This window comes from Polyangium jinanense (genome assembly GCF_028435365.1).
In genome coordinates, this window is the sequence record NZ_JAGTJJ010000114.1 from 1 (window position 1) to 16,621 (window position 16,621).

A 16,621-nucleotide genomic window follows, 5' to 3' on the forward strand; every position below is an offset into this window, starting at 1 on the left:
CCGCCCCGGACCCGGCGGGGGCTGTTCGCCCCTCGACCCGCCCCAGGGCAAGCCCTGGACTCGGGTTGGAAGAACCGCGCGATGCGCGGTTCTACCACGAGCCGGTGGCAAGACGAGCGACAACGTTGCCGGTCGACACGTCGCGGCGCTCTCGGTTGGCAGCGTCGCTCCTGGTCTTGCCTCGGCCTGTTCGATGAACTGCGCATCGCGCAGTTCATCGACCCTGGGTCCAGCGCTTGCGCTGGTCCGGGTCCAGGGGCGGATAGCCCCTGGTGGGGCCTGGGGCAACGCCCCAGCGCAGCGGCCCGAGGTCAGCTCGGCCGACGCCGGAACGCGCCGGCTTTGTGCACCTTGCCTGGCAGCGGCCGACCGAGCACCCGCTCGGCCACGTTGCCCGCCTCGATGAGTTTGTCGAGATCGATCCCCGTCTCGATTCCCATCCCGTGCAGCATGTACACGAGGTCCTCCGTTGCCACGTTCCCCGCGGCGCCTGGCGCGTACGGACAACCTCCGAGACCTCCCACCGACGCGTCGAAGTCCCGCACTCCGAGCTCGAGCCCCACCAAGATGTTCGCGAGCGCCGTCCCGCGTGTGTCGTGCAGGTGCAGCGCGAACTGATCCACTCGCATCGCGTCGAGACAACGCAACACGATGTCGCGTGTCTGCTTCGGCGTCCCCACGCCGATCGTATCGCCCAGCGACACCTGGTAGCAGCCGAGCTCCAGCAGCTTCTTCGTGATCTCGACGCTCCGCTCCGCGGACACCGGGCCCTCGTATGGACATCCCCACACTGTCGACACGTACCCGCGCACGCGCAGGCCTGCCTCGATTGCCGGCGGCACGATCTCCGAGAACACCCCCAGCGTCCGATCGATCGACTTGTTGATGTTCTTCTGGTTGTGCGTCTCGCTCGCGCTCATGAACACCGCGATCTCGCCGAGCCCTGTGGCGAGCGCGCGCTCGAGACCCTTTGCGTTCGGGCAGAGCGCGCTGAACGTCACGCCCTCGGGTGGCCGCATCTCGCGCGCCAGATCCTCGGCGTCGGCGAGCTGCGGCACCCACTTCGGCGACACGAAGCTCGTGATTTCGAGCCGCTTCACGCCGGACGCGACGAGCGCCGCGACGAGCTGCTTCTTCGCTTCGAGCGGGACGACGACCGCCTCGTTCTGCAGGCCGTCGCGCGGGCTCACCTCGTAGAGCGACACCCGATCGGGCGCGTGGGCGAACAGATCGTGCGGGGCTGCGCTCGAGCTCGAGGGGCGATCCGTCATGGGGTGACCATTGTTCGGCATGCACGGGCGCCGTCAACGCGTTGTGCGCGTTAGCCGTGTACGAGCCGGAGGTGCCTCGATTTCGGGTTCGGGTTGAACGGCACTGGGTAGGTGCCCGAGAAGCAGGCGGCGCAGTATCCGTTCTCGGCCGCCTCCCCGCTGCTCGGCGAGGTCGGCCCGTTCGGGGATGCCACACGCTCGATGTTGCGCACCGACGTGACGAGCCCTTCGAGCGACAGGTATCCGAGCGAGTCCGCGGTCACGTACTTGCAGATTTCGCCCTCGGTGTGCGTGGCTGCGATGAGCTCGGCGCGCGTCGGCGTATCGATCCCGTAGAAACAGGGCCAGCGCGTCGGCGGGCTCGAGATCCGCAGGTGCACCTCGCGTGCCCCGGCGTCGCGCACCATCTTCACGATCTTCCGACTCGTCGTGCCCCGGACGATCGAGTCGTCCACGATCACGACGCGCTTGTTTGCGAGCGCCGCGCGGTTCGGCGAGAGCTTCAGCCGCACCCCGAAGTGCCGGATCGACTGCTGCGGCTCGATGAACGTTCGGCCCACGTAGTGGCTGCGGATCAAGCCCATCTCGAAGGGCGCGCCGGCGCGCTCCGCAAAACCGATCGCCGCGGGCACCCCCGAGTCGGGCACGGGCACCACGACGACGTCCCCCGCGTCATTCCCGCCCGGAACGGGCGACTCCTCGGCGAGCTTGCGGCCGAGCGCCTTGCGCACCTCGTACACGCTCGCGCCTTCGATGAGCGAGTCGGGCCGCGCGAAGTACACGTGCTCGAAGATGCAGAGCTTCCGCGTCCGCGGGGCGAAGGGCCTCAGCGATCGCGTCCCGGTCGCGTCCACGATCACCATCTCGCCCGGCTCGATGTCCCGCACGTACGTCGCGCCGATCAGATCGAACGCCGTCGGCTCGCTGGCGATCACCACCGCATCGACTCCGCCGTGCGACAGGCGACCCATGCAAAGTGGGCGGAAGCCCATCGGATCCCGCACGGCGATGAGCTCGCGCTCCGTGAGGAACAGGATCGAGTAGGCACCTTCGACCTGCCCGAGCGCCTCGGAGATGCGGCTCTCCACCGTCGCCTGCGTGCTCGCGGCGATGAGGTGCACGATCACCTCGGTGTCGCTCGCGCTCTGGAAGATGCTCCCGCGCGCCTCCAGCCGATCCCGCAGCGCCTCGTAGTTCGTCAGGTTCCCGTTGTGTCCGACCGCGACCGACCCGCGCGCGTAGTCCACCGCGAAGGGTTGTGCGTTGCGGATGTGCGAACCGCCGGCGGTCGAGTACCGCACGTGGCCGATCGCCCGGTCGCCGCGCAGCGCCGCGAGATCCGTCGGGGAGAATCCTGCTTGCACGAGGCCCATCGACCGGTGCGGCGTGAGCCGCTCCCCGTCGCTCGTGACGATTCCCGCCGCCTCCTGACCTCGGTGCTGCAGCGCGTGCAGCCCGAGGTAGGTGATGTTGGCGGCCTCGGGGTGGCCATAGATGCCGAACACACCGCACATGCGGCGTCTCTTTAGTACGAAAGCGGGAGCCGGCCACGCGAGGTGGCCCTTGCGGAGCGGGGAGGGGTGGAGAGGGCGGAAAGGCCGGGAGAAAACAGCGCTTGCGGGCGAGCGCTACTTCTTCGCGATGCCCCAGACCTTCGTGATGATGTCGCCCTCGAAGGGATCACCGTGGCAGGTGCCGCACTCCATGTCCTTCTTGTCGGCGCGCGTGAGCTTGTCCTCGTACTGCTCGTCCATGAACTTCTCGAGCGCCTTCTTGTCGGAGTGATTGAGGTTGTGCTCGTTGCCGTCGTGGCACGTGTCGCAGAAGACCGCGCCGCCCTTCTCGTCGCGCAGCGCGACGACGAAGTTCTTCCACATGCCGCGCGTGATCTTGATGTTGCGCGTCTCGGCCTTGTAGTCGCCCTCGACGTGGCAGCCGTTGCAGTCCTTGTAGCCGAGCGCCTTCTGGAAGAGCGGCATCAGCTTCTTCTTCTGCGCGAGGCCGATCTTCGGCAGGTCGGCGAGCTTGTCCGGGGCGAGGCCGATCTTCTTGATGTCCTCGAGCATCTGGCTCTGGCGGATGTTCGTCGACGGTTTGCCCGAGGCGGCCGGCGGCGTCGCGGCCGTCCCGCCCGTGCCCGTCTCCGCGGGCTTCGCGTCGCCGGCGGGCTTCGCGTCGCCTTCGGGCTTCGCGTCGGTCACGCCGCCCGTCTCGGCGGGCTTGTCGGTCGCGGACCCGTCCGTCTTCTGATCGTTGGCGGTGTCGGGCGCAGGCGTCGAACCGCCGCCGCAGGCCGCGGCGACGCCCGACAGGGCGAGAGCAAAAACGAGGGCGAGGTGCTTCGTGGCTACCATGGTGTCTCGGGCAGACACTACACGACCCGCCTCGCAGGACGGAAGTCCAAGGCGCGAAACTCGCGCCCGTGCCTTCAGAATTTGCCCGTGACCGTGAGGAACGTGAGCTTGTCGTTCGTCTCGCGGAGCCGTTGCGTCAGCATCCGGACGAAGCTCCAGAGCACTTCGTAGGCGAGATCCTTGTGCAGGAACAGGAGATCCTCGAAGGCGTCCTTGGGCACCGTGAGCAAGCGGCAGCGCTCGTGGACACGCGCGTCAGCCGAGCGGGGCGCCTCGTCGAGCAGGCTCATCTCGCCGAACACCGAGCCGGGTCCGAGCACCGCGAGCGCTTCCTCGCCCATGCCGGGTACCTCGCGGCTGATGCGCACCTTGCCTTCGAGGATGATGTAGAGCTTGTCGCCCGGATCTCCGTGCTGGAAGATCTTCGTCCCGAGCGCGTGGGACTCTTCGTTTGCGACGCGCGAGATCAGCTCGAGCGCCTGGGTGGTGAGCCCCTCGAACAGGGGCACCTTGCTGAGCTTCTCGATGCGTTCGGCGACGTCCACGTGTCCGCGGAGGATAATGAGGCGCCGCGCGGAAAGGAAGCGCGGCGACTCGGCCGCGGCCGATCATGGTCCGCGCGTGATCGTGGTCAGCGCGTGAAGCGCACGCGGATCGGCGGCGTCGCGGCTGTTATCGGGGTCCCGGTCCGGTCGAGCGCCGGCGTGTACCGCCTCGACAGGGCGCAGAGGCGCGCGGCGCGGCCGAAACCGTAGCCCGGATCGTTCACGACCTTCACGGACTGCGGCGACCCGTCCGAACGCACCGTGATGATGATCGACACCACGGCCTGATCGATCTGCTCGGCGTCGGCCTCGGGCGGGAAGGGGCAATCCCAGGCCGAGCTACCGGCGAGGTTCGCGGCCTTCGACAGATCCGGCCCCGCGGGCGCGGGCGGTGGCCCGCCTTTCCCCGTGCCCGTGCCGCCCTCTTTCCCATCGAGCGACGCGCCCTTGTTGTACGTCGGGACCTTTCCGGTCCCCGCCGCGCTCACCATCCCGTAGCTCGGTCCGGTCCCTTCGCCGCTCACGAAGCCTTGCCCCGTCATGTCCACGGGCTCTTCTTCGTCCGGCTCCTGCGTGAGCACCTTCGCGGCCTGCGAGGGCGGCGGCGGCGGCTCCGGATCCTTGTCGGGGACCTCTTCTTCCGGCGCCTTCTCGGCCTTCGGCGCGGGCACAGGCGGCGGCGCCTCGGGCTCCGGCTCGGGCTCCGGGGGTTTTTCCTCGGGCTTGGGTTTGTCTTCGTTCTTCGGCGTCAGGTCGATGTCGTACTCGGTCCAGAAGAACTCGTGCAGACCCTGACGCATCTCCACGACCGCGCGCCGCATGTCGAACAGGGCGGTCATCGCGCGCGCGGAGGCGTAGCCGTGCGAAAGCAGCGCGAGCACGAGCCCGATCGCCGTGCCCGTTTTCGCCGCGCGATCACCGAGCGCGACGACGGGCGCGAGCGGATCACGGTCGCGCTCGGCGGTGTGGTGGAACTGGCCTCCCCCCATCACGACTCTGTTCGCCGCCGAGCTCATGATCAATCTATCTCCAAGGTCCGGGCGTGGAGCTCCGCGTGGCCTTACGGAGCCCCTCGAGTTTCGAGCGAAATTATCACGGCGTCACGGGCGTGGGCGGCGGGGCCGGGGCCGCTTTGCCGTCCTCGGCGGGCACGGGCGTCACGCCGAAGGCGATCTTCGTGATCCCGGCGCGCTTCAAGAGATCGAGCGCGTGAAGCACACGGCCATGCTGGACCGTCTGCTCCGCGCGGATGACGGCGCGCAGATCGGGCGTCTTCGCCTGCGCCTCCTTCGCTCGCGGGAGCACGGCGTCGTCGTTCGGCAGCTTCTGGCCGTCGATGACCATGTCCCCGTTCGCGCGGAGCTCGACGCTGAAGACCATCTGCACTTCTTGCCCCGACGCGGCCTTCGGCAGGTCGAGCGGCAGGGCCTGCGACACGATGATCTTCGCCGTCACCATGAAGATGATGAGGAGCACGAGGGTGATGTCGACGAGGGGGGTGACGTTGATCCCCTCGACCATGTTGTCCTCGTTGTTCGAGCTCGACGCGGCCATCAGCCGTTCTCCTCGCTGGACTCTTCCTCGTCCTCGCCCTTCTTCGCCGCCTTCTTGTTCTGCGCGCCGTTCGTCTTCGCGGGCTTCGCCGCCTCGGTCTTCTTCGCGGCCACGGCGAGGGCGATGTCAGAGGCGGCCTCTTCGATGGCGCTCTCCTTCTCGCCGTGCAGGTGCGCGAGCAGGACACGCGTCAGCGCATCCGTGTTCGCGATCGTCGAGCGGATGAGGCGCTGGAAGTAGTTGTTCGCGGCGACGGCCGGGATGGCGACCGCGAGGCCGACGGCCGTGGCGACGAGCGCTTCGGCGATGCTCGACATGACCTGCTGCGGGGCCATCGCCGCGGAGGCTGCCTGCGCCATCGGCTTCTCGGCGGCCTTGCCGAGCGCGTCGAACGCGCCGACGACGCCGATGACGGTGCCGAAGAGGCCGATGAACGGAGCGTTGTTGCCGAGGGTACCGAGGTACGCGAGGCGCCGCTCGAGCTTCATGCGCTGGAGGGCGAGCGCGCCGGCCATCGCCTCTTCGGCGGCCTTCGGCCCGCGATCGGCCTCGACGAGGCCTGCCTTCACGACGGCCGCCTCGGCCGAGGGCGAGGCTTCCATGCGCTTCTGCGCGGCCTCGATCGAGTCCTTCAGCGTATTCCGCAGGTCCCGTGCCAGCACGACCACGTCGTCCCGCAGCGACCAGAAGAACCAGGCGCGCTCGAGGATGATCGCGACGCTCACCACGGAGAGCCCGATCATGAGCCACATGACCCAGGCAGCGCCGAAGCCGACCATGATGCGCTGCAGCCACTCGATGAGATTCATCTTCCGGTTGTGCCTTTCCGTCGTCGTGGGCCCTTGCAGCCCGGGCTTTTGATCTGGTTCACACGCCCTCTCGACGAGCTTCGAGGCGGGCGCGAAGTGGCGCTAAGCGGAATCGGAAGGCTCGGAGGAGGACTCGTCGCCTTCATCGCCACCGTCCGCGTCGCTGGCGCGTGAGGTTGCATCAACGATCTGACAAGCGGTGGCGAGGACCGTTGTGGCGTAGCCACCCTTCGGTAGCACAAAAGAAACGGTGAGCCCGCCGGATGCGTCAATCGGACGCACCAGCATGTCGGCGACCATGAGCCGCAGCGGCCGCCGGGTGCCCTCGCCGAGGGCGCGGAAGGCTTCGAGCCGGCTCGCATCGGGCAGCACCGTGGCGAGCACCTCGCGCTCGATGTCTCGCGGCGTGCCCTCGGGCCAGCGCATCTTCGCGCCGAACATCGGCCCCGTCGCCGAGATGGCCCCGGCCTCGGCCCGCGCCTTCGCGTCGTCGAGATCTCGCCCCTCGGCGGGGACGGCGAAGATCCCGCCGGAGTCGTGCTTTTTCGCGAGATCCCCCGGCAGCACGGCGGCCCAGGTCCCGGCCTCGACCCGCCGCCCGAGCACCTCGTTGAACAACATCGACTGCAGGGCCGAGAACAAAAGCCGCTGCTCGCGCCGATCCCGCGGCCCCCGCTCCTCCCCGCGCAGCCAGGCAAGCGCCCGCGCCGGGTTCTGACCGTCGCGCCCGAACCGTTGCGGTCCAAACGAGTTCGGCACCCCCACGCGCCCTGCCTCCGCGAGCCGCTCCCCCACGCGGGCGGCGTCGTCCTGCGCGAGACCTCGCAGCGTGATCGTGAACCGGTTCCCCACGAGGTGCCCCGGCTTCAGCTTGTTCCCGTGCCGGGCCGCGCCGAGGATCTCCACGCCCGGCAGCGACATCTGGGCGAGCTTCGCCTCCGCGTCCTCCGCGATCGGCACCTGGATCGAGATCGTCTGCGTGGTGATTGCGTGCCGGTCCTTCATTCCGGCCCAGCCCGTGCCGCGCGGATCGGCGCCGAGGGAACGCGCGAGATCCCGCGCCACGTCGGGCGTGTTTTTTCCGGTCTTGCGCAGGGTGACGTAGAGGTGCTCGCCCTTGCCGCTCGGCGCGTACGCGGGGATCTCCTCGACGACGAAGTCCTCGGGGCTCGTACGGATCCTGGCGATCGGAAGGGGCGCCTGCATGGGCGGCAGAGGTTGACCGAAAACCGAGGCCCGTCCAAGCGGCCACGGCGGATTTGCCCTCGCCGGAAGCTTTCGGTATGAGTCGACGAGGCGGCTCGCTCGTCCTTCGTGGCGCCATGAAGCCCATCGTCTTTTTCCGCTCTCCTCAGGCTCTTGGCCTCGCGGCCGTCGCGCTTCTCGCGGCGACCTTGCCGGCGCCTTCGGAGGCGGAGGCGAAGGGGAAGAAGTGCGCCGAGGGCATGGTGCGCGTGGCCGACAAGTACTGCATCGACACGTACGAGGCGCACGTCGTCGAGATCGTCGGCAAGAACAAGACGAAGTCGCACTCGCCGTACCAGTCGGTCTCCGGCCTGCGCGTGAAGGCCGTGAGCAAGAAGGGCAAGGTCCCGCAGGCGTACATCAGCCGCGATCAGGCCGAGGAGGCCTGCAAGAACGCGGGCAAACGCCTCTGCGCCGACGACGAGTGGATCGGCGCCTGCAAAGGCAAGAAGCCCACGACGTTCCCGTACGGCAGCGATCACGTCTCCGGCGTCTGCAACGACGGCGGTTTTTCCTCGTTCAACGCGCTTTACGGCGTCGCCGGCGGCCCGCCGCCGCAGGAGGCGTACACGTTCGCGAACATGAACGACGAACGCCTCAACCAGATGAAGGGCACGCTCGCGAAGAGCGGCGCGTACAAGAAGTGCAAGTCGAGCTACGGCGCCTTCGACATGGTCGGCAACCTGCACGAGTGGACCGCCTCGAAGTCGGGCACGTTCCGCGGCGGCTACTACCTCGACACGCACCAGAACGGCGACGGCTGCGACTACAAGACCACCGCGCACAACGCGCGGTACCACGATTATTCAACCGGCTTCCGCTGCTGTCAGTGACGCCTGATCAGAGCTCGTGCGGCATCAGATCGCGCGGGCTCCGCCAGTACTGAAGCGGCGAGTACGCCAGCATGTTCGACACGCGCGACGTGTAGATGCAGGCGAACTCCTCGACCTGATCGCCGAAGCTACTCGGCTCGATCGACTCCTTCAGCAGCGAGCCCCAGTAGGGGTGGAAGCGCTGATCGATCTCGCGTTCGAGCTTCGTCGCCTCCGCGTCCACGGAGCGCAGCATGCCCCGGATCCGCTCCACGGCGCGCTTCGCTCGTCCTCGCTCGGCCTCGTACGAGATCCCGCTCCCGTTGGTGATCCCGTGCCCGTTCTTCACGGCCTGCGCCGCGTCCTCGATCTTGCGCGTCAGGTCCTTGTACCGCTGCTGGTAGTACCGGAGCTGATCCTCGAGCTCGTCCCTGCGCTGCTCGAGCTCTGCGCTCTTCTGGTGCTCCTCGCGGCACATCTCGTGCGCGATCACCTCGGCCTCCATCTCCTGGATGATCATCGCCGTCCGCCAGGCCGACTCTTTCTTCGACCTCAAAATATCGCCGTAGATGTGATCGCCGACGTAGAGGATCCGGTCGCCGCCGATGCCGAGGGCGGCTTCGAGGTCGTGGAGGTTGCCGCCCTCGTAGATCACGCCTCGTTCGAGCGGGTACGTCGCGGGCCGCAGGTTGTCGCCGTCGCGCTCGAGGAGCGGCCTGCGCTCCTGGAAGAACGCCGGCTTCTGCGCCGCCACGATGATCAGGTCGAAGTAGTGACGGAAGCTCGGGTACTCCGGCATCGCGTCGCCGAGCAGGTACGTCATCATCCGCTCGGTGTAGGGCCAGCGCGAGTTCGTCAGCAAAAACAGCCGTTTGCCCGCCGAGCGTAGCTTGTGCAGCGTCGGCGCGAGCAAGGGGTCGCGCTCGATGAACCGCGGCAGATCCCCGAGCACCACGTCCAGGATGGAGCCGTCGCGGTGCGCCTCGTCGATGCACTCGCGGATGTCCGTGAACAGGTTCGCGTAGTCGAGCTCGATCCGTCGCGCCTCGAACGCCTCCACGATGCCCGTGTAGAGCGCGACCTCGCTCAGCGCGTAGAGCGTGTCGATGAAGTGGTAGCGGCCGGTATTCGGCTTGACGCGCTTCTGGTGGTAGAGCGAGCGCAGCTCCTCTTTCGTGAGCTCACGCAGGCCGTGGTAGCCTTTGTGGACCACCTTGAAGCGGTCCATCTTGAGGACGTTCCCGGCTTTTTTGTCGATCAAGAGCCCGCGGATCGGGAAGTCGATGGGCCAGGTGATCCCGCGGAGGATGTCCTCGTCGTAGCCGCGCTTGGCGAGCTTCGGGATCACCGCCTCGATGGACAGCTTGTCCATCTCGACCTGGTTGTAGATCGCCAGGGTGTAGTCCATGTCGAACCCCACCCAGTCGATCCCCGCCATCTTCAGATTGCGGTTCACGAACACCCGTCGCGTGCGCGGGATTCGCGCCGGCGCGGTGGGGGTGAGGTGCCCCTCGAACGGTAGAGAGAGCTGTTCGAACGCCACGGGACCCACAACCATCCTACCTCATCCGCAGCACATAGGCGCGCCGTCCACGTTGCACGCGTGCGTTCTTGTTCCAGCCCGCTCTTCTTCGCTCCCTCGTTCGCCTTCTCCGCGGACCCGTGCCCGCGTGACCTCCGTGCGCTATCGTCCGCCGGCACCCTCCGTCCTAGGCAGCGATGACGAAGAACAGGGAGAGCGGTCCGCTCCGGCGCCCCACCTCGTGGTGGCTCGGCATGCTGAAGAGGCGGGCCGAGCGGATGTACGAAGAGAAGCTCGATCTCCGTGAGCCCATCGTGTGGGCGTCCGAGGTAGAGCGGCAGGCGGCCATCGCCTTCTTCAACGCGGCCTTCCGCGCCGAGGAGTCGGGCCTGCGCCAGGCGCACGAGCTCGCCGACGAGATCGCCACCTGGGATCCCGAGCTTGCCGAGTGCCTGCGCCTCTACGGCAACGAGGAAGGCTGGCACCGCGAGCTCTTGACCGAGTTCCTCGCCTACCTCGGCGGCGAAGTCCGCCCCATGGGCCGCGTCACCGGCACGTTTTACCGCCTCTACGGCCGGGCCAAGCGCATCGAGACGATCGTTCTCACGAACCTCATGTTCGAGACGATCGGCTCGACGACCTATCGCCTCGCCTTGCGCCGCGCACGTCACCCGGCCGTGCGCCACGTGCTCACGATCCTCACGCGCGACGAGTCCTTCCACGTCCCGCTGAACGTGCACTTCCTCCGCGAAACGCTCGCGCGAAACCCGGGCACCTCGCGCCTGCGCCTCCAGGTGATCCACGACGTCCTCTACGTCGCGCTGCTCCTCTCGTCCTACGCGAGCCGCCGCCGCGCCGAGGCCTTTGATCACATCCCGTTCCGCGTCCTCTGCCGCGCCTACGCCGAGCACCTCGCGCGCCTCTTCGTGAAGGAGGACGATCTCCGCCTGCGGCCGCCTCAGCTCTTGCTCTGGCTCTTCGGCCTCACGGACGAGGTGCTGCGCGACGGCGAGGACACGTCGGCCGTGAGCGTGCGCGCCGCCGAGGCCGCCGTGGATCGCGAGCGCGTCGCGGTCACGGCGCTGTGAGCGTCCCGGCCATCCGCACCCGCAGCCTCTGCCGCGTGCACGACGGCGGACGCGACGCGCGCCGGGCCCTCGTGGACGTGGAGATCGTCGTCGAAGAGGGCGAGTTCGTCTGCGTCCTCGGCCCGAGCGGATCGGGCAAGAGCACCCTGCTCGCCGTGATCGGCGGGCTCGATCGAGGCTACCAGGGTCAGGTCGAGCTCTTCGGCGAAGACCTCGGCCGCATGAGCGACGCGGCCCTCGCGCGTCTGCGCGGCGAGCGCATCGGCTTCGTCTTCCAGCACTTTCACCTCCTGCATCACCTCACCGTGATCGAGAACGTCACGACGCCCGCGCTCTTCGATCCACGCGGCGACGAGGAAGCGTGCCTCGCGCGCGCAAAACACCTCCTCGATCGACTCGGCCTCGCCGATCGTGCCGGCGACACGCCCGCGGAGCTCTCGGGCGGGCAGCGACAACGCGTGGCGATCGCGCGTGCGCTCCTTCGCAAGCCGAAGCTTTTGCTCTGCGACGAGCCCACCGGCAACCTCGACGAAGGCACGGGCGCGCGCATCATCGAGCTCTTCGAGGAGCTCCATCGTGAAGAGCGCCTCACGATCGTGGCCGTCACGCACGAAGCGCGCCTCGCGCGCGCCGCGACCCGCATCCTCCGCCTGCACGAAGGCCGCGTGGACGCCACGAACGAGGAGCCCGCATGAAGCTCGCCGCCCTGGTCCGCCTCGTGCGCCGCGACCTCGCACGCGCGCGCCGCGCCCTCGCCGGCAGCGCCTTCGGCATCACCGCAGGCACGGCCACGCTCGTGTTTTTCCTCGCCCTTGGCCTCGGCGTGCGCGCCGTCCTCCTCGGCGAAGTGTTTCCCATCGATCGGATCGAGCTCGAGCCCCCGAAGGCCAAGGATCCGGGCCTGCTCGGCTTGCTCCTCGGCGGCGGCAGCGAGCCCACGGGCATCCGCCCCGACGACGTCGACGCGCTTGGCCGCGTGTCCGGCGTCAAGCGCGTCCTGCCTAAGCTCTCCTTGGCCTTCCCCGCGAGCGCGCGTGGCGGCCGCGAGATCCTCGGCCACGACGTCGGCGCCGGCGAGCTGCCCGGCGACGGCATCGATCCCTCGCTCGCCGCGGGCGACGTGAAGCCCGGCCTCTTCGTCGATCCGATGGACACGCCCGGCCCCGCCTGCGCCGACGACGCCGCCTGCACCGGCGGCGCGTACTGCGAGCGCGCGGAAGGCGCCGCCGAGGGCCGATGCTCCGCGCCCGTACCCGCAATCGTCAGCCGTTACCTCGTCGAGATCTTCGACAAGAGCATCGCGCCTGCGCACGGCTTCCCGGCCGTCGGCGAGACGCTTCTCAGCCGCGCGCAGGGCATCACCTTCACGGTTCGCCTCGGCGAGAGCCTGCTCGGCCGCGCCAAGCAGGGCAGCCCTCGCACCATCAGGGCCCGCATCGTCGGCATCTCGGGCAGCGCCACCGACCTCGGGCTCACGTTCCCGCTCGGCGTCGTGCGCCGCTGGAACCGCGAGTTCGGCGGCGAACGCGCGGCCGAGCGGTATTCGAGCGCCGTCGTGGAGGCGCGCTCCGGCGCCGAAGTCGCGGACGTCATCGACGCGGGCACCCGCATGGGGTTGTCCCCGAAGGACACACGCGCGCGCGACGTCAGCGTCCTCGTCTCGGGCGTGATGGCGTTGCTCTCGCTCGTCGCGGGTGTCGTCCTCGTCGTCAGCGCGTCGAGCATCACGCAGACCTTCCGCGCGCTCGTCCTCGAACGTCGCGGCGAGATCGCCCTCTACCGCGCGGTCGGGGCCACGGCGGGCGAGATCGGCGCGTGGACGGTCTCGCTCGCGGCCGTCGTTGGTTTCTTCGCGGGCGCGCTCGGCCTGCTCGTCGCGCGCATCCTCGCGTTCTTCGCGGACTGGGCCGCGGCCGAGAAGCTTCCGGACTTCCCGTTCAAGCCCGACACCTTCTTCGCGTTCCCCTGGTGGCTCTGGCTCCTCGGAATGGGATTTTCCGTCTTGTTTTCGGTCCTCGGTGCCATCGGTCCTGCGCGTCACGCCGCGAAAGTCGATCCGGCGCGGGCGCTCGCTGGCAGTTAGCCGGCTGCGAACCACCCGGCGACGGGGTCCGGACCTGGTGATCGGGTCACCCAGGGTCGATGAACTGCGCGATGCGCAGTTCATCGCAGCGCCTTTCACCCCCTCTCCACCGCGCGCGCAGGTCCCTCGACCTCCGTCATCGGTCTTCGACCCCGTTCCCGCAGGTCGCGGGACCTCCCAGATCGTGTGGGAACCCGTTCGCGCAGGTCCCAGGACCTCCCGGATCGATGTTGCGCTCCGTTCGCGCAGGTCCCAGGACCTCCCGGATCGATGTTGCGCTCCGTTCCCGCAGGTCCCAGGGCCTCCCGGGTCAAGCTTGAAACCGTTCGCGCAGGTCCCTCGACCTTCCCAGGATTGGTCTCATGTCGAAGCCGCTTCGCTGGGCTTTGCCCCAGGCCCCACCGGGGCTATCCGCCCCTGGACCCGGGGCCTGCGCAAGCGCTGGACTCGGGGTCGATGAACTGCGTGATGCGCAGTTCATCGAACAGGCCGATTCAAGACAGCCGCGCTGCCATTTCAACGGGCAACGTCGTCGCAGCGGCCCGTTGGAAGAACTGCGCGCAGCGCAGTTCTTCCACCAAAGGTCCAGGGCTTGCCCTGGTTCGGGTCGAGGGGCGAACAGCCCCCGCGGGGCCCGGGGCAGCGCCCCGGCGCGACGCCTCGCGGAGGATCGCCGGCTTGAAACGGACATCGTGAGGGACAAAGATGCGAGCATGAGCACGGACCTACCTCTCGCGAAGATCTCGTCCGCCGAGTCACTGCTCGTTGCGGCAGGACGTGACCGACGCCCGGGGGCGCCGCTGAATCAGCCGCCCGTTCCAGCCTCGAATTTTATCCTCGGCACCGAGCGCGCTTACTCGCGAGACGACGGCACGCCTACGTGGGAAGCGCTGGAAGAGATCGTTGGACTCCTGGAGGGAGGCCACACCGTCGCTTTCTCCTCAGGCATGGCCGGTGCCGCCGCGGTCTTCGATCAACTGCGCGTTGGGGCGCAGGTCGTGATTCCAGACGATTGTTATCAGGGCGTGGTCGGGCTCGCCGAACGTGGGAACCAGAAGGGCTTCTGGAGTCTTCGCAGATTGGCCGTCGACGATACCGACGGGTGGGTGCGGGCCTGCGCGGATGCAGATCTCATTTGGCTGGAGTCTCCGTCGAACCCGCTCCTGACGGTGGCCGACGTGCGCACCATCTGTTCGGCCGCCCGAAAGCCATCGGCCCTCTTGGCGGTCGACAATACGTTCGCGACCTCCCTGAATCAGCAGCCGCTCGAGCTCGGCGCTGACATTTCCTTCCAGTCGGCAACCAAGTTCATCGGTGGGCACTCGGACCTGCTCGCTGGGGTGGTCACCGTGCGACGTGACGATCTCCGCGCGGCTTTGCGGCGCTCACGTGAGCTGAATGGAGCCACGCCCGGCGCGCTCGAGTCCTACCTCGCGGTGCGTGGTGCGCGCACGATGGCGCTCAGGCTCGAACGCGCCCAGGCCAATGCGATGATCCTCGCGGAGCGCCTGCATGCACACCCTCGTGTCGCGGTGGTCCGGTACCCGGGACTTCGCAGCCACCCGACGCACTCGATTGCGCGCGAACAGTTGAAGGGCTTCGGCACCATCATCTCGTTTGATGTTCGTGGCGAGGCTCGGGCGGCCGACGAGGTGTGTTCGCGGGTCAGGCTCATTCATCACGCCACGAGCTTGGGAGCTGTGGAGTCGACGATGGAACGCCGTGCAGGCATCCCCGGCCAGGAGCATCTGCCCCCATCCCTCCTTCGGTTGAGCGTCGGAATCGAGAATGTCGAGGAGCTCTGGGCAGACCTCGCAGCGGCCCTGCGAGACGAGTAGGACGCGACCTCGTCACACTCTGCCCGGCTCCGCCGATAGGGGGACAGCGCCATGCCTCGACCCCTCCGCCTCCTCCTCGTCCTTGCCGTGATCCTCCTCGCCGCCACCTCGGCCCAGGCGGCCGAGCCGCTCGTCATCCAGGTCATCGTCCCTCTTTGCTCGAATGCCCAGATCGATTGCGGCAGCAATGTCGCCGGTGACCCCGACCGCCTCGACACGAACCTCTACTGGGGCGCCGCCTTTGGCCACCGCCGCTACTTCGACCGCAAGAAGAGCGGTTTCACCCGCGTCGACGTCGTCCCCGCCGACGGCCCGCGCCTCGAACGTGTCGTCTATCGCCGGCTCGTCTCGGCAGAACCTTTCGGCGGCAAACGCGGTGAAACCCTCGAACAGATCGTCGTCCTCGACGCCTACCACGGTGATTCCATCGACCGCGCCGTCGAAGCCTTCTGGCACCTCGCGACCCGCGGCGGACGTATTCGATTCCACGACGGCGGCAAAGAGCGCGAGGCCCGCATCTCCGTCGCCGGCTACGCGGGTCACAATCGCCTGATGGACGGCGTCCGCCTCCCACCCACGCCTGGCCCCGAGGAGCGCGGCCGCGCCATTCCCTCGTTCGTTCTGGCCTGCGACTCCGAGCCTTATTTCGGCCCCGCCTTGCGCGCCGCGGGCTCGGAGACGTGGCTCATGACCCGCTCGCTCATGGCCCCCGAGGGATACGTCCTCGACGCCGTCGTCAACGCGATCGGTGTGCATGCGCCTCCTTCCACCATTCGCGACCGCGCCGTCGACGCCTACGCGAAATGGCAAAAGCTCTCCCGCCGCGCCGCGGGCTCTATCTTCGCAAAACCTCGCTGATCACCGCCCGCCCCGCGGATTCTCCATCGCCACGCGCGCGGCATTCGACCGGACGTACACCGTCCGCTCCAGGAACGTCTCGAAGGCCTGCATCATCTGCGCCTCGACCTCCGGCCCCTCCAGGATCCCGAGCGCCCGCGCGATCGCTTCCATCGTCGACATCGTCCCCTCGCGCTCGCTGCGCCGCAGCGCCCCGAACCGCGTGGTTTGGCCCTCTGGCAGCTTCACCGGGAGAGCCTTTTCCGCGTCCGGATCCCGCCGCGAAATGCGCCGCGCTTGCCCCCACGTCCCATCGGGCACCATCAGCACGGCGCGCCCTCCCTCCACGAGATCCGCCGAAAGCACACGCGCCTCCGCATCCGGAAACAACAAGAGCACGCGCCCCTCGGGCAAGGGCGCCGCGGGCTCGCGGCTCGGATCGCCGTGCACACGCACGATCGTCTCGGGGATCATTCGCGCCACGAGCCGCCCGGTATTCGAGCTTTTGAACCGCTCCAGGTGATGCACGAGCAGGACTAGTACATCATCCCCAAAGTTCGTAGTGGTTCACGCGATCGGCATGAGCATCCAGCTGAAGGAACCGTGGAGGAGGTCGAGCAGCGGCTCCTGCTCGCGGTGCTGATAGGGCGTGGGCTCCCAGCG

At 68.3% G+C, this 16,621-nt stretch carries 16 protein-coding genes; 6 read left to right on the forward strand and 10 right to left on the reverse strand.

Annotated features, from left to right (window positions below; translation table 11 throughout):
* Window positions 1-311: 311 nt before the first annotated feature.
* From KEG57_RS53830 to truD, 8 genes are all read right to left on the reverse strand, one after another.
* Window positions 312-1,271, reverse strand: coding sequence for a hydroxymethylglutaryl-CoA lyase (locus tag KEG57_RS53830; RefSeq protein ID WP_272424689.1), 960 nt, complete (start codon window positions 1,269-1,271; stop codon window positions 312-314).
* A gap of 50 nt (window positions 1,272-1,321) precedes the next feature.
* The gene (gene purF, locus KEG57_RS53835; protein WP_272424691.1) at window positions 1,322-2,785 is read right to left on the reverse strand and encodes an amidophosphoribosyltransferase; all 1,464 of its coding nucleotides are present in this window, start codon (window positions 2,783-2,785) and stop codon (window positions 1,322-1,324) included.
* Window positions 2,786-2,899: 114 nt separating this feature from the next.
* A complete protein-coding gene (locus KEG57_RS53840) occupies window positions 2,900-3,625 on the reverse strand; it encodes a hypothetical protein (protein WP_272460052.1) in 726 nt (241 codons plus the stop codon).
* Window positions 3,626-3,699: 74 nt separating this feature from the next.
* Window positions 3,700-4,170 carry a cyclic nucleotide-binding domain-containing protein gene (locus KEG57_RS53845; protein ID WP_136933370.1) on the reverse strand — a complete coding sequence of 157 codons (471 nt, stop codon included), beginning with the start codon at window positions 4,168-4,170 and terminating at the stop codon, window positions 3,700-3,702.
* Between the two features lie 86 nt (window positions 4,171-4,256).
* Window positions 4,257-5,186 carry an energy transducer TonB gene (locus KEG57_RS53850; RefSeq protein ID WP_272424696.1) on the reverse strand — a complete coding sequence of 310 codons (930 nt, stop codon included), beginning with the start codon at window positions 5,184-5,186 and terminating at the stop codon, window positions 4,257-4,259.
* A 76-nt stretch (window positions 5,187-5,262) separates the two neighbouring features.
* Complete coding sequence (locus KEG57_RS53855) at window positions 5,263-5,724, reverse strand: ExbD/TolR family protein (RefSeq protein ID WP_272424698.1); 462 nt, start codon at window positions 5,722-5,724, stop codon at window positions 5,263-5,265.
* Complete coding sequence (locus KEG57_RS53860) at window positions 5,724-6,533, reverse strand: MotA/TolQ/ExbB proton channel family protein (RefSeq protein ID WP_272424699.1); 810 nt, start codon at window positions 6,531-6,533, stop codon at window positions 5,724-5,726. Before KEG57_RS53860 ends, KEG57_RS53855 begins: the two co-directional genes overlap by 1 nt.
* A 102-nt stretch (window positions 6,534-6,635) precedes the next feature.
* Window positions 6,636-7,739 (reverse strand): tRNA pseudouridine(13) synthase TruD, encoded by a 1,104-nt coding sequence (gene truD / locus KEG57_RS53865; RefSeq protein ID WP_272424701.1) that lies wholly within the window; start codon window positions 7,737-7,739, stop codon window positions 6,636-6,638.
* Between the two features lie 77 nt (window positions 7,740-7,816).
* On the opposite strand from truD, the gene KEG57_RS53870 reads away from it, so the two are divergent.
* The gene (locus tag KEG57_RS53870; protein ID WP_272424703.1) at window positions 7,817-8,611 is read left to right on the forward strand and encodes an SUMF1/EgtB/PvdO family nonheme iron enzyme; all 795 of its coding nucleotides are present in this window, start codon (window positions 7,817-7,819) and stop codon (window positions 8,609-8,611) included.
* Window positions 8,612-8,618: 7 nt separating this feature from the next.
* Here KEG57_RS53870 and KEG57_RS53875 read toward each other — a convergent pair whose 3' ends face one another.
* Entirely contained in the window at window positions 8,619-10,133 is a 1,515-nt protein-coding gene (locus KEG57_RS53875; protein ID WP_272424706.1) for an HAD-IG family 5'-nucleotidase, read from the reverse strand.
* Window positions 10,134-10,309: 176 nt separating this feature from the next.
* Between KEG57_RS53875 and KEG57_RS53880 the strand changes: the two genes are divergently transcribed.
* The 5 genes from KEG57_RS53880 to KEG57_RS53900 all read left to right on the forward strand — a co-directional run bounded on the left by KEG57_RS53880 (window position 10,310) and on the right by KEG57_RS53900 (window position 15,979).
* Window positions 10,310-11,200, forward strand: coding sequence for a ferritin-like domain-containing protein (locus KEG57_RS53880; RefSeq protein ID WP_272424707.1), 891 nt, complete (start codon window positions 10,310-10,312; stop codon window positions 11,198-11,200).
* The gene (locus KEG57_RS53885) at window positions 11,197-11,895 is read left to right on the forward strand and encodes an ABC transporter ATP-binding protein (RefSeq protein WP_272424708.1); all 699 of its coding nucleotides are present in this window, start codon (window positions 11,197-11,199) and stop codon (window positions 11,893-11,895) included. Before KEG57_RS53880 ends, KEG57_RS53885 begins: the two co-directional genes overlap by 4 nt.
* Complete coding sequence (locus KEG57_RS53890; RefSeq protein WP_272424709.1) at window positions 11,892-13,283, forward strand: ABC transporter permease; 1,392 nt, start codon at window positions 11,892-11,894, stop codon at window positions 13,281-13,283. Before KEG57_RS53885 ends, KEG57_RS53890 begins: the two co-directional genes overlap by 4 nt.
* Before the next feature lie 713 nt (window positions 13,284-13,996).
* Entirely contained in the window at window positions 13,997-15,121 is a 1,125-nt protein-coding gene (locus tag KEG57_RS53895; RefSeq protein ID WP_272424718.1) for a trans-sulfuration enzyme family protein, read from the forward strand.
* 51 nt (window positions 15,122-15,172) lie between these two features.
* Complete coding sequence (locus KEG57_RS53900) at window positions 15,173-15,979, forward strand: hypothetical protein (protein WP_272424710.1); 807 nt, start codon at window positions 15,173-15,175, stop codon at window positions 15,977-15,979.
* On the opposite strand, the gene KEG57_RS53905 is transcribed toward KEG57_RS53900, so the two are convergent.
* Complete coding sequence (locus KEG57_RS53905) at window positions 15,980-16,486, reverse strand: DTW domain-containing protein (protein ID WP_272424712.1); 507 nt, start codon at window positions 16,484-16,486, stop codon at window positions 15,980-15,982.
* Between the last annotated feature and the right edge of the window lie 135 nt (window positions 16,487-16,621).

Bases quoted from the DNA above. Each gene is read 5' to 3' on its own strand.
- KEG57_RS53880 (WP_272424707.1), top strand. From the start codon at position 10,310: ATGACGAAGAACAGGGAGAGCGGTCCGCTCCGGCGCCCCACCTCGTGG.
- purF (WP_272424691.1), bottom strand. From the start codon at position 2,785: ATGTGCGGTGTGTTCGGCATCTATGGCCACCCCGAGGCCGCCAACATC.
- KEG57_RS53850 (WP_272424696.1), bottom strand. From the start codon at position 5,186: ATGAGCTCGGCGGCGAACAGAGTCGTGATGGGGGGAGGCCAGTTCCAC.
- KEG57_RS53830 (WP_272424689.1), bottom strand. From the start codon at position 1,271: ATGACGGATCGCCCCTCGAGCTCGAGCGCAGCCCCGCACGATCTGTTC.
- KEG57_RS53895 (WP_272424718.1), top strand. From the start codon at position 13,997: ATGAGCACGGACCTACCTCTCGCGAAGATCTCGTCCGCCGAGTCACTG.
- KEG57_RS53860 (WP_272424699.1), bottom strand. From the start codon at position 6,533: ATGAATCTCATCGAGTGGCTGCAGCGCATCATGGTCGGCTTCGGCGCT.
- KEG57_RS53890 (WP_272424709.1), top strand. From the start codon at position 11,892: ATGAAGCTCGCCGCCCTGGTCCGCCTCGTGCGCCGCGACCTCGCACGC.
- KEG57_RS53840 (WP_272460052.1), bottom strand. From the start codon at position 3,625: ATGGTAGCCACGAAGCACCTCGCCCTCGTTTTTGCTCTCGCCCTGTCG.
- KEG57_RS53870 (WP_272424703.1), top strand. From the start codon at position 7,817: ATGAGTCGACGAGGCGGCTCGCTCGTCCTTCGTGGCGCCATGAAGCCC.
- KEG57_RS53855 (WP_272424698.1), bottom strand. From the start codon at position 5,724: ATGGCCGCGTCGAGCTCGAACAACGAGGACAACATGGTCGAGGGGATC.
- KEG57_RS53900 (WP_272424710.1), top strand. From the start codon at position 15,173: ATGCCTCGACCCCTCCGCCTCCTCCTCGTCCTTGCCGTGATCCTCCTC.
- truD (WP_272424701.1), bottom strand. From the start codon at position 7,739: ATGCAGGCGCCCCTTCCGATCGCCAGGATCCGTACGAGCCCCGAGGAC.